The sequence below is a fragment of the Rhizobium sp. 42MFCr.1 genome (genome assembly GCF_000377185.1).
GTDB lineage: Bacteria > Pseudomonadota > Alphaproteobacteria > Rhizobiales > Rhizobiaceae > Rhizobium > Rhizobium altiplani.
The window spans coordinates 166,598-177,766 of sequence record NZ_KB897826.1 but is presented as its reverse complement, the minus strand read 5'-3'; the positions used below and the strand labels follow the sequence as shown (position 1 = coordinate 177,766).

Annotated in this window: 10 protein-coding genes; 5 read left to right on the top strand and 5 right to left on the bottom strand. The window is 59.9% G+C overall.

Annotation, left to right across the window (positions count from 1 at the left end; all coding sequences use genetic code 11):
• Positions 1-313 precede the first annotated feature (313 nt).
• From C934_RS0111920 to C934_RS0111900, 5 genes are all read right to left on the bottom strand, one after another.
• Positions 314-2,212, bottom strand: a complete 1,899-nt coding sequence (locus tag C934_RS0111920; RefSeq protein WP_025659423.1) for a potassium transporter Kup — start codon at positions 2,210-2,212, stop codon at positions 314-316.
• Between the two features lie 18 nt (positions 2,213-2,230).
• On the bottom strand, positions 2,231-3,205 hold the full coding sequence (locus C934_RS0111915; RefSeq protein WP_018856946.1) for a magnesium transporter CorA family protein: 975 nt from the start codon (positions 3,203-3,205) through the stop codon (positions 2,231-2,233).
• A 402-nt stretch (positions 3,206-3,607) separates the two neighbouring features.
• Positions 3,608-4,762: an iron-sulfur cluster carrier protein ApbC gene (apbC, locus tag C934_RS0111910; protein ID WP_018856945.1), complete on the bottom strand. Its 1,155-nt coding sequence runs from the start codon at positions 4,760-4,762 to the stop codon at positions 3,608-3,610.
• Between the two features lie 517 nt (positions 4,763-5,279).
• Entirely contained in the window at positions 5,280-6,011 is a 732-nt protein-coding gene (locus C934_RS0111905) for a LuxR family transcriptional regulator (RefSeq protein WP_018856944.1), read from the bottom strand.
• Between the two features lie 190 nt (positions 6,012-6,201).
• Positions 6,202-6,996 carry an IclR family transcriptional regulator gene (locus tag C934_RS0111900; RefSeq protein WP_018856943.1) on the bottom strand — a complete coding sequence of 265 codons (795 nt, stop codon included), beginning with the start codon at positions 6,994-6,996 and terminating at the stop codon, positions 6,202-6,204.
• Between the two features lie 103 nt (positions 6,997-7,099).
• On the opposite strand from C934_RS0111900, the gene C934_RS0111895 reads away from it, so the two are divergent.
• The 5 genes from C934_RS0111895 to C934_RS0111875 all read left to right on the top strand — a co-directional run bounded on the left by C934_RS0111895 (position 7,100) and on the right by C934_RS0111875 (position 11,168).
• The gene (locus tag C934_RS0111895) at positions 7,100-7,870 is read left to right on the top strand and encodes an SDR family NAD(P)-dependent oxidoreductase (RefSeq protein WP_018856942.1); all 771 of its coding nucleotides are present in this window, start codon (positions 7,100-7,102) and stop codon (positions 7,868-7,870) included.
• Complete coding sequence (locus tag C934_RS0111890) at positions 7,870-8,787, top strand: 2-dehydro-3-deoxygalactonokinase (RefSeq protein ID WP_018856941.1); 918 nt, start codon at positions 7,870-7,872, stop codon at positions 8,785-8,787. The genes C934_RS0111895 and C934_RS0111890 overlap by 1 nt, the downstream gene beginning before the upstream one ends.
• A 15-nt stretch (positions 8,788-8,802) precedes the next feature.
• Positions 8,803-9,435 carry a 2-dehydro-3-deoxy-6-phosphogalactonate aldolase gene (locus tag C934_RS0111885; protein WP_018856940.1) on the top strand — a complete coding sequence of 211 codons (633 nt, stop codon included), beginning with the start codon at positions 8,803-8,805 and terminating at the stop codon, positions 9,433-9,435.
• Between the two features lie 5 nt (positions 9,436-9,440).
• Complete coding sequence (locus C934_RS0111880) at positions 9,441-10,328, top strand: SMP-30/gluconolactonase/LRE family protein (protein ID WP_018856939.1); 888 nt, start codon at positions 9,441-9,443, stop codon at positions 10,326-10,328.
• 231 nt (positions 10,329-10,559) lie between these two features.
• Positions 10,560-11,168 carry a PRC-barrel domain-containing protein gene (locus C934_RS0111875; RefSeq protein WP_018856938.1) on the top strand — a complete coding sequence of 203 codons (609 nt, stop codon included), beginning with the start codon at positions 10,560-10,562 and terminating at the stop codon, positions 11,166-11,168.
• The last annotated feature ends 1 nt before the right edge of the window (position 11,169 follow it).

Genomic DNA, 11,169 nt, shown 5'->3' with positions numbered 1-11,169 from the left:
TTTCGATATGTCGATGCCGATAAAGCGGCTAGTATAGGTCATGAGGCGATGTCTCCCTTATACGCGAGCGCGAAGCTCTCTCAACGGTTCGACGAAGCCTCGAAATGCGCAAAGGGTTCTGCTTTTTTACGAACGAAAGTTCAGGCCCGCTAGGACCAACCGCTCTGCGCATCGTCACTGCGGTGTTGCAATCACCTCAATGGCAAACGAGGCCGGTGCATCATAACCGATGCACCGGCCTCGCAATGTATAAGGCCTGCTTCGGCGGGTCCGGTCATTTCTGACCGGGCTTTTTAGAAGCGCATTTGCTCTTCTAGATAATGACGTGCGAGCCGAGTTCCACCACGCGGTTTGCCGGCAGGCGGAAATAGTCCGACGGATTGGCCGCGGCATTGGCAAGCGCGATATAAAGACGGTCCTGCCAATAAGGCATGCCGGACTTCGCATCGGGAACGAGCTTGCGGCGGCCGAGGTAGAATGAGGTCGACATGATGTCGAACTTCAGGCCGGTCTTGCGCAACGTCGCCAAGGCCTGCGAGACGTTCTGCGACTCCATGAAGCCGAACATGAGCTCGACGCGCGAGAACCGCTCCGAGATCTGCTCGACCTTGTAGCGATCGGCGCTCGCAACGCGCGGCTTGTTGATGGTGCGGATCGTGAGGATCACGTTCTTGTCGTGCAGAACGTGATTGTGCTTCAGATTGTGCAGCAAGGCCGCGGGCGCCGATTCCGGATCGCTCGTCAGGAAGATCGCGGTACCGGGTACCTGGGCGGGCGAATGATCGCTCTTGCGCTCGATCGAGCTGACAAAAGAGGCGAGCGGGATATCGGTGTGGCGCGTCTTCTCCATCAGGAGGGCCGTGCCGCGACGCCAGGTCCACATGAGGATCGTAAAGGCGGTCGCCATCAGGATCGGAATGTAACCGCCGTCGTGGATCTTCAGCAGGTTTGCACCCAAGAAGATCATTTCCAGGCAGAGCAGCGGGGCAAGCGCCAACGTGGCGACCGGAATCGACCAGTTCCATCGCGCGCGCACGAACTCGAAGGCCATGATCGAAGTGACGACCATCGCGCCCGTAACCGAGATGCCGTAGGCAATGGCCAGCGCGTCCGACGTCTTGAAGCTGATGACGAGGAAGATGACGCCGACGAACAGCAACGCATTAACGGAGGGCAAGAAGATCTGCCCGGTATTCGTCTCCGAGGTGAAGAGGATTTCCATGCGTGGCAGGAAGCCGAGGTTGATGCCCTGGCGGACGAGCGAGAAGGCACCGGTGATGACCGCCTGGCTGGCAATGATGGTGGCCGCGGTCGCGAGAATGACGGCCGGCAGCAGCGCCCATTGCGGAAAGGCCAGGAAGAACGGATCGGACACGGCCGCGGGATTGCCGAGCACTAGAGCGCCCTGCCCCAGATAGTTCAGTGTCAATGCCGGGAAAACCAGTACAAACCATGCCCACTGGATCGGCCGGCGACCAAAGTGCCCGAGATCGGCATAAAGCGCTTCGGCACCGGTCACGCTTAGGAAGACCGCGCCAAGCACGACCACGCCGTAGAACCCCTCATGCAGCAGGAAGCTAACGGCATAGTAAGGGTTGAAAGCGGCAAGGATGCCAAAATCATCCGAGATGTGAGAAATGCCGGCGGCCGCCATCACGATGAACCAGAGCGCCATGATCGGCCCGAAAAAGCGGGCGACGGCCCCGGTCCCTCGAGACTGGACGACAAATAGCAGAGCCAGGATGAAGACCGAGATCGGTACGATGTAACTCGTCAGAGTTGGAGCCACGAGCTTCAGACCTTCGACAGCCGATAGCACTGAGAGAGCCGGCGTGATCATCGCGTCGCCGAGGAACAGCGCCGCGCCGACCAGGCCAAGCAACATCAGTAGCGCGGTATGTCCATTTGCCGTCTTCATCAGCAACGCCAGCAGGGAAAGCGTGCCGCCTTCGCCTTCGTTGTCCGCGCGCAGCAGGAAGAGCACGTACTTGATGGTGACGATAATGGTCAGGGTCCAGATCATCAGCGAGATGAGGCTGATCACCTCGAAGCGGGTGAGGCCGTCGACCATGACGGGCTTAAGGGCTTCGCGGAACGCGTACAGCGGGCTGGTACCGATATCGCCGTAGACGACGCCAATGGAGCCGAGCGCAAGGTAGGCCAGCTTGCGCGGCTTCATGTGTCGTTCGTGTGTATGGCTACCTTCGTGCATGAAATGAAAACAGGCTCTTCAGAGCCAGCCTTTCCATCGGAAAAAGAAGAAGGGAATAACGGCGGACAGCACCATTAGCCCAATCGAAAACGGATATCCGTGGGCATAGTGCAGTTCCGGCATAAACTCGAAATTCATACCGTAGATGGAGGCGACTAGCGTCGGCGGCAAGAACACCACGGACGCGATCGAAAATATCTTGATGATCGAGTTCTGCTCGATGTTGATCAGGCCGAGCGAGGCGTCGAGCAGGAACGTGATGTTGCCGGCGATGAAGGAGGCATGCTCGTTGAGCGACTGGATGTCGCGCGAGACCGTTTTGCACAGTTCCTTGGTGTCGCGATCCTGCTGAACTGCCGGGATGGTGAAGAAAAAGGTCATGAGGCGGGACAACGAGGCGAGGCTGTCCCTGACCTTGCTCACGATGCGATGATGGCCCGCAATGTCCCGGAGCTTCTCTTCCAGATAGTTCGACGGCTTGCGCACCTTCCTGGCGCGATCGCCGAAGACATGCGTCGACAGGATGTCGATGCGGGCAACGGACTGCTCCAGTATCTCGGCAGTGCGATCGATGATCGTTTCGAAAAGCTTTGCCAGCAATGCGGCACCGCTGCGCCATTGCTGCGGCACGCGGTGGAGCGCGGCAATGAAGAGAGCAAAGGATTTGGGCTGCGCGTAGCGGATCGTGACCAACCGCTTGCCGGCGAGGATGAATGCCACGTCGGTCAGCGTCGGTGCATCTGTCTCGGCTTTCCAGACGAGGGAAGCGGTCATGAAGACGGCATCGTTTTCGACGTAGAGACGGGCTGACGGCTCGATGTCCTTGAGATCGTCTCGCGTCGGAACCTCGATGCCGAGAGCTTTCTCAACGAAAAGCTCCTCTTCGCGCGAAGGCTCGATCAGGTCGATCCACATCACATCGTCGCGTAACGTACCTCGCGACAGGTCGCCAACGTCAACCGACTCGCAATTGGAACAGTAGGCCGTGATCACCGGTTGGGCCTCCGGCAATCCGGGCTTGTTGCGCGCATCGCTGTTTTCATCGAAAGCCCTTCCACGGCGCGCCGCCTGCGAGAGCGCGCGGGATGCAAGTTCCCGATCTTAATGAAAGCGATTGAAGAAAGTTCATACGACTCCTGGCACATCCGGCAACCGCCAGGATATGCAACGTGCTCAACCGCATCGCAGTCACCAATCCTTCGACCAAGATAACTCCGACCATGCAGCTAACCGCCCCGGCGGGGTGGCCATCATCGAGCATTCGCAAAAAAACCGCCTCATGGCGACGGCGCGCCATATGACGGAAAGCTGCGAAAGAATCAAGACATCTTACGCTTACTGCGCCGTTTCACCACATTTCCTCCGCAATTGGGAGTCTAGCGGCAGCGAAGCACTTCACTCGAAAACAATCTCCGGTGCGGCCCGCTGCGGCTGCCCGCCGAGCTGCTGCCAGACCTTGGTCGCGATGTCGCGATAGATGCCGGCAACAATGCCGTTCGGCTCCGTCGCGACAAGCGGCGTGCCGGCGTCGGACGTCTCACGAATGTTCATCGTCAGCGGTACTTCACCGAGGAAAGGAACGCCGATGCGCTCGGCTTCCTTGCGAGCCCCGCCATGACCAAAGATATCGTAGCGGGTACCGGTATCGGGCGCGATGAAATAGCTCATGTTCTCGACGATGCCGAGCACGGGGACCTCGACCTTCTTGAACATGTTCAAGCCCTTGCGGGCATCGACGAGGGCGAGATCCTGCGGCGTCGAAACGATGACGGCGCCCGCCAGCGGCACCTGCTGCGCCATCGTCAACTGCGCATCGCCGGTGCCGGGCGGCATATCAACGACAAGCACGTCCAGTTCGCCCCAGGCCACCTCACGCAGCATTTGCATCAATGCCGATTGCACCATGGGGCCACGCCAGATCATGGCGGTCTCCTCATCGACGAGGAAGCCCATCGACATGACCTTGAGCCCGTAATTCTCCATCGGGTTGATGATGCGCCCATCGATTTGGGTGGGGCGGCCGGAAATCTTCAGCAGCCGCGGCATCGAGGGGCCGTAGATATCGGCGTCGAGAATGCCGACACGCAAGCCATTTGCCTGGAGGCCGAGCGCAAGATTGACGGCCGTCGTGGACTTTCCAACGCCCCCCTTGCCGGAGGCGACGGCGATGATCGCGCCGATACCGGGAACGCCGAGCTTGCCGGCGCGCGGCTGCTGTTGCGGGGCGTGCGCAGGGCCATGATGGTCATGCCCGGCCTGCGGCTGCGGGCGCGAGACCGGCGCCGAGCCGGAACCGGCCTTCTTGTCTGCCGTCAGCGCAACCAGCGCTCCCTTGACGCCCGGCATTTCCTTGATGACCCGTTCGGCAGCCAGACGAAGCGGCTCGAGCTCCTTAGCCTGATCGGCCGGAACGGTGATGGAAAAATAGACTTTGCCGTCGGAAATGAAGACATCAGACACCATACCGAGCTCGACGATATCATGCTCGAGATCGGGGCCGCGTACGGTCTTCAGCGTTTCGAGAACCTGTTCCTTGGTGACGCCCGTCATTCCATCCTCACTGCCTGTGTTTGGCATTCTAGATAGAGGAGCGCCGCCTCTTCGCCAAACAAAATCGGCGATCGGGACCGCATTTGAGGAGGCGAGGCTCACCGGAAGGCCACTATGTCCACCAAGTCCGCCGGGCTTTCGCCCTGATGGTCACAACAGCCTTCCAGGATAGCGAGCTAAGCCTTGCGAACTAGAGCAAGCGTCATAAAAGGCCAGCGCAAAATGCCCATGGGAAGAGCAAGCGTGAGGGATGCCGTCGGCGGCGTGTTCAAAAGGCAACAACCGCCGCCGACGCCCTACGCCCGAGGTCGGGCCTGTGGCATCGGCTGGCGGTATGCAGGCCGCGCCGTTGATCCGGCGTCGTGCCAGGTCCCCTCTGGACCGCTGAATGTAAGCAAGCAGAAAACATGCCAATTGGCAAACCGCCAGCAATGCCGGCGCGGCATGGCGCCGGGGTCGTCGGAATTGGCGAGAAATTGGGCGCGAATGATTGGCAAGCCCACAATTTGCGCAACGCTTACTTTATGAGACCGATCCGCAGCGCCTTGGCGACTGCCTGCGTCCGGTTTGCCGTATCCAGCTTTTTTGTCGCGCGGTTCAGGTAGTGGTTCACCGTATGCTCGGACAGGGTGAGGATTTCGGCAATCTCCACACTGGTCTTGCCAGCCGCGGTCCAGTTCAGACAATCGATCTCCCGATCGGTCAAGGTATCGGTGACGCAGTTGTCATGGTTGCGGATCTCCGCCAACCGGTCGAAGACGTGGATGGAGATATAGTGGAGTTCGCGCATTTCTTCTGCGGTGAATGCCTCGCGATCGCCTGAGAATGAAATGGCGCCACGACCGCCTGAGGGCTCGTGGGTTGGAAAATAGGCGCAACGCATCATGCGAAAGCGTTCGAAAAGTGCCTTGACGATGCCCGCCTTCCCGTCGGGGCGATCCAGTTTCGCTTGCGACACGTCATTGAAGAAGGGCGTTGTCGAAGTCCGAAGCCTCTTCATGACCGGGCTATTGGCCACAAGCCCCTCGTGGTCGTAGGCAGCCAGAAGTTCCACCGGCCAGCTCGAGATGACCGTGCTGCTCTGCAGGTCCCGTGCTGTCACGGAAGGAAGATTGAAAACCATAAAGGCCCGCGCCCGATAGGCTTCCGTTACCTTCTTCATGAAGCGGAAAATATCGAACTGCGTTTTCAGTCCGGCGATCTCGCTAACGTGTACGTCCACGGAAGATCCTGGCTGCGATGAAGTCATTTACTTGTTCAACTCAAAAAAAGATGGAAGCCTGATGGGCGGCGACGCCTCCGCGCCGTCCCTAGTTTGTATCGCCGGTGACGATCTACCAGCACATACACCCCAAGACGGGGGATTGACGAGCATCAATTGTGACGATTCGTCAGAAAATCTCAATATTGTGCTTTAGGCCAAGCCGGCCGTCAGCAGTTCAGCGACGCGGACCAAGCCCGATGCGCATCGCCTCCATGATCCGTTCAGCCGACTGCTGGATCGGAGCCGCCCATTCCGAAAGCCTTTCCATAGTGAGCCTGTAAGCCGGACCAGTCACGGAAACGCCGCCAACAAGCGACTGAGTTTCTGACCAGATCGGCGCAGCAATACAGCGAATCCCGACCTCGTGCTCCTCACGGTCGAAGGCATGGCCCTGCTCCCGTATCTGCTCGATCTCAGCAAGAAGCGACTCGGCCGTATGGGTGTTTGCCGTGAACCGATGGAAGGAGAGGTCCGCCACCAAGGCCCTGACCCGCTCTCTGGGCAGGATGGAAAGGGCCGCCTTGCCGACGCCGGTGCAATAGACCGGTGAGGCGTTACCAATCTGCGAATACATTCTGACGGGCTGCTGCCCTTCGAACTTGTCGAGGTAGATGATCGAGGTGCCGCGCAGCACGCCGAGATGGACCGTTTCACCAGTCAAATTCTGGAGAGCCTTAAGATGTGGCTCCGCAACCAGACGAAACTCGTTGCGCGCCCAACTGCGAGACGCGAAGTCCAAAAGCCGTAAGCCCGGCGAGTATCTGCCCTCCGCATCGATCTCGAGCAGGCCCTCCTCCACGAGATGGCTGAGTTGGCGGTGGACCGTACCACGCGGCTGATCGGCAACTGCCAGTATATCCGTGAAGCGCATGGGACCGTCGGCGTGGGTCACCAGGTCGAGAAGGACCATCAGCTTGCCGAGGGTGCCCGTGTCGCGCCTCTCGGGCGCACTCCCTTTTGCCGCACTCATTGTTGCCCCAAACGCCTTGACAGAAATGCCAGGGTAGTCGGATAATTCCACATAGTCAAATTAAGTTCCAAATAATAGAACAACCGAAAGCCGGGAGGAAATAGTGACGGGTATTGTTGCGCAGTTTCCGGAATTCAGGGACCGCACGGTCCTGATCACGGGAGGCGGATCAGGCATCGGGGCAGCGATTGTCGAAGGCTTCGCCCGACAAGGCGCCAAGGTTTCCTTCATCGACATCGCGGAAACGGAAAGCCATGACCTCGTCGCGAGGCTGTCGCGCGACACCTTGCATCCCGTTCGCTTTCATAAGGCCGACCTTCGCGATGTCGCCGCCATCCGCAGAACAGTCGACGAGGTTGTGGCTCACTCCGGTCCGATCAGCGTGCTCGTCAACAATGCCGCCCGCGACGACCGGCACGATTTCGAAACGGTGACCGAGGAATATTGGGACAACAACCAGGCGACCAACCTGCGGCACGTCTTCTTCACCACGCAAGCCGTCGCGCCCTCGATGCGTGCCGCTGGCGGCGGCGCGGTGATCAACATGTCGTCGATCGCCTTTCTCCTCAACATGCCCGAATTCCCGGCCTACACGACCGCGAAGGCCGGCGTGATCGGGCTGACGAAAAGCCTGGCCGGCAAGCTCGGACCGGATAACATCCGCGTCAATTGCATTCTGCCCGGCATGATCGTCACGGATCGCCAGATGAAGCTTTGGCTGACCGAGGACGGCATTGCGCAAACGGTGCAGCGCCAATGCATCAAGAAGGTTCTGCACGCCGATGCGATCGTCGGTCCGTGCCTGTTTCTGGCGTCTAGCTGCGCGGCAGCGATGAGCGCACAATCTCTTATTGTCGATGGAGGCATTTTCTGATGGCGGATCCCGCTTATGTCGCGGTGGATTGGGGAACGAGCAGTTTTCGGCTCTGGCTGATCGGCAAGGATGACAGCGTCCTGGCCGAAAGCCGTGGCAATGAAGGTATGACGACGGCAGCGAAGACCGGATTTGCCGAGGTTCTCGCCTCGCACTTGGGCAAGGTAAATGCGCCGGAAAATCTTCCGGTCATCATCTGCGGCATGGCAGGTGCGAAACAGGGATGGGTCGAAGCGGGCTATGTCGATGTCCCGGCATCGCTATCCTCGATCCTGACCGGCGCCGTATCCGTCCCCGACCAGAGCCGGGACGTCCGCATCCTGCCCGGACTTGCACAGAGGGATCCGGCGCGGCCAGATGTCATGCGCGGCGAGGAAACACAGCTCCTCGGTGCGCTTGGCCCGCAAAGCACTGGGTCGCAGGCGGTCTGCATGCCCGGAACGCATTCGAAATGGGTGCATGTCAAGAATGGTCGTGTCACCGGTTTCTCCAGCTTCATGACCGGCGAACTTTTCGACGCGATCTCCAAGCACACGATCCTGTCGCATGCAATCGCCGGTGCCGATCAGAGCCCGGCGGACGAGGCAGCCTTCGAGAGCGCCGTAAAAACGGCCTATGACCGACCCGCGATGGCGACCAACCTCTTCTTTACCGCGCGCTCGGGCCAGTTGCTGCATGGTCTGACCGCTGCGGCCGCGCAGGCGAAGATATCCGGGACCCTGATCGGCCTGGAAATCGCGGGCGCGATGTCAGATGCGGGGACGGGCGTCGACGTCACTCTCGTCGCCGCCGGCCGGCTGCAGGGCCTTTATGAAGCGGCCTTCAAGGCATTATCTTTATCCTACAACACCATTGATGCTGACACGGCCGTCCGTGGCGGCCTTGCTGCCGCCGCCAAAACTATTTGGCCGAACTGAGAAAGTACCAAAGCGATGAACCGCATCCCCTTTCCTACGATGAAGCGTCCACTGATTGCCATTCTACGTGGCATCAAGCCTGAGGAAACCGAAGGCGTGGTCGGCGCACTGATCGAAAACGGTCTGACCGCCATCGAAATCCCGCTGAACTCGCCCGAGCCGTTCAAGTCGATCGAGATTGCCGCAAAGATGGCGCCGGCCGATTGCCTCATCGGGGCCGGGACCGTGCTGACGACCGAGGCCGTCGACAGCCTCCATTCGGCAGGCGGCAAACTGCTGGTCACGCCGAACGTCGAGCCCGAGGTCATTATTCTCGCCCGCAACTACGGTATGGTGACGATGCCGGGCGTCTTCACGCCGACGGAGGCATTGGCGGCTGCCCGCGCCGGCGCAACGGGGTTGAAGTTTTTCCCCGCCAGCGTTCTCGGACCGTCGGGCATCACCGCTATCCGCGCAATTCTGCCGCCGGAGCTCGTGATTGCGGCCGTTGGTGGTGTTTCGGACAAGAATTTCTCCGATTACACCAAGGCTGGCATAAATGCCTTCGGCCTCGGCACCAGCCTCTACAAGCCGGGAATGACCGCCGCAGAGGTTGCCGAGCGTGCCAAGGCGACCATTTACGCCTATGACGCAGCCGTAGGAGCTTAAGGCATATGACGGAAATTCATGAGTTCGCGGGCAGGACACTCTGCAGCACCAACTCTTTGCTTGGTGAGGGGCCGACCTACGATCCGGACACCAACACGGTCTGGTGGTTCAATATTCTCGGCAAGGAGTTGCACGAGCTGAACCTTTCGACGGAAGAGAAGAAGGTGCATGCGCTGCCGATGATGGCGAGCGTGCTCGCCCGGGTCGATCCTGAGCGGCAGCTGCTTGCGACCGAACGAGGCCTTTTCATTCGCGATATCAAGAGCGGCAATCTGACCTTCTATGCAGCTCTTGAAAGCGACAAACCGGAAAACCGCTCGAACGACGGCCGCACCCACCCCTCCGGCTCGCTCTGGATCGGCACGATGAGCAAGCGGGCGGAAAGCCGCGCAGGCGCCATCTACCACGTCGCCGGCGGTCGCGTAACCAAGATATTCGATGGCATCAGCATCCCGAATTCGATCTGCTTCTCGCCGGATGGAACGATGGGCTACTTCACCGATACACGCATCAGCCGGCTGATGCGTGTGATGGTCGATCCGCAGACCGGTCTCCCGACAGGCGAGCCGATCGTGCTTGTGGACACGATGGATGAGCCGGGTGGCATCGACGGCTCGGTGGTGGATGCCGACGGATACATCTGGAATGCCCGTTGGGGTGCCGGTACCGTCGATCGCTACAGCCCTGATGGACTGCGCATTGCACGCTACAAGGTGCCGGCGGCACAGCCGTCATGCCCTGCCTTCATCGGGACAAACGGTGACCGCCTTGCCGTCACCACGGCGTGGGAGGGGCTCGATGAGCATGCCCGCTCGATGCAACCGCAGGCGGGTTCCCTGCTCGAACTGGATGTTACGGTGAAGGGCGTTTTCGACCCGGTTTACGTGATGTGAAGAACCATAATCAGGCTTCACGGGGCGCCATTTGGCGCCCTTTTTTGTCGACCGAACCCCGCGTGGCCATACATCGTATGAGCTAAAAGTTCCGTGGAATTAGCAATTTTTGCGCGATTTTTTTCGGGAACCAATTGAAATCCCGTTCATTTCAATAGGGAACCGGCCGCAAACGCCGAGCATGGCGGGAGCGGGCTAAAGATCCCTCAGGAACGCAAAGGTAGGTTCAAAATGACAAGCAAACTCCTGAAGACCGTTGCCGCTAGCGCGCTGTTTGCCACGGCTTTTGCACCGGCGGCATTCTCACAGACTCAGCCGGCAACACCAGGCGCTCCGGCAACACAGGCCGCACCGGCCGACCCGGCAGCTCCGCCGAAGGTCCCGGACGCCACAGCACCGATGGACAACGCCGCTCAGGCTCCGGCGCCGGCCGCAACGGCTGACACCGCGCAGGCGAGTGGTGGATATCTAACGGAGCAGGCCGCCGATCAGATCAGTGCCAACACCTATATTGGCCAGTCGGTCTACACCGGCCAGAACGAGAGCATCGGTGAGGTCAACGACCTGATCATGAAGGAGGACGGCGGCCTGGTCGCAGCGATCATCGGCGTCGGCGGCTTCCTTGGAATCGGCGAAAAGGATGTTGCCGTTCCGATGGATAAGATCACCGTCGCTCAGAACACGCAGGACGGCACAGTGAGGCTGACCACGTCCGAGACCGCAGAAACGCTGAAGGCGGCTCCGCAGTTCAAGACGCTTCAGATGATTGCAGCCGAGAAGGCCCCTGCGCCTGGCGGTACAACGGATACCACGGCCACGGGTTCAACGACGAACAAGTAAG

Coding starts and splice junctions, on each gene's coding strand:
- C934_RS0111920 (WP_025659423.1), bottom strand. CDS start 2,212: ATGCACGAAGGTAGCCATACACACGAACGACACATGAAGCCGCGCAAG.
- apbC (WP_018856945.1), bottom strand. CDS start 4,762: ATGACGGGCGTCACCAAGGAACAGGTTCTCGAAACGCTGAAGACCGTA.
- C934_RS0111905 (WP_018856944.1), bottom strand. CDS start 6,011: ATGACTTCATCGCAGCCAGGATCTTCCGTGGACGTACACGTTAGCGAG.
- C934_RS0111900 (WP_018856943.1), bottom strand. CDS start 6,996: ATGAGTGCGGCAAAAGGGAGTGCGCCCGAGAGGCGCGACACGGGCACC.
- C934_RS0111890 (WP_018856941.1), top strand. CDS start 7,870: ATGGCGGATCCCGCTTATGTCGCGGTGGATTGGGGAACGAGCAGTTTT.
- C934_RS0111885 (WP_018856940.1), top strand. CDS start 8,803: ATGAACCGCATCCCCTTTCCTACGATGAAGCGTCCACTGATTGCCATT.
- C934_RS0111880 (WP_018856939.1), top strand. CDS start 9,441: ATGACGGAAATTCATGAGTTCGCGGGCAGGACACTCTGCAGCACCAAC.
- C934_RS0111875 (WP_018856938.1), top strand. CDS start 10,560: ATGACAAGCAAACTCCTGAAGACCGTTGCCGCTAGCGCGCTGTTTGCC.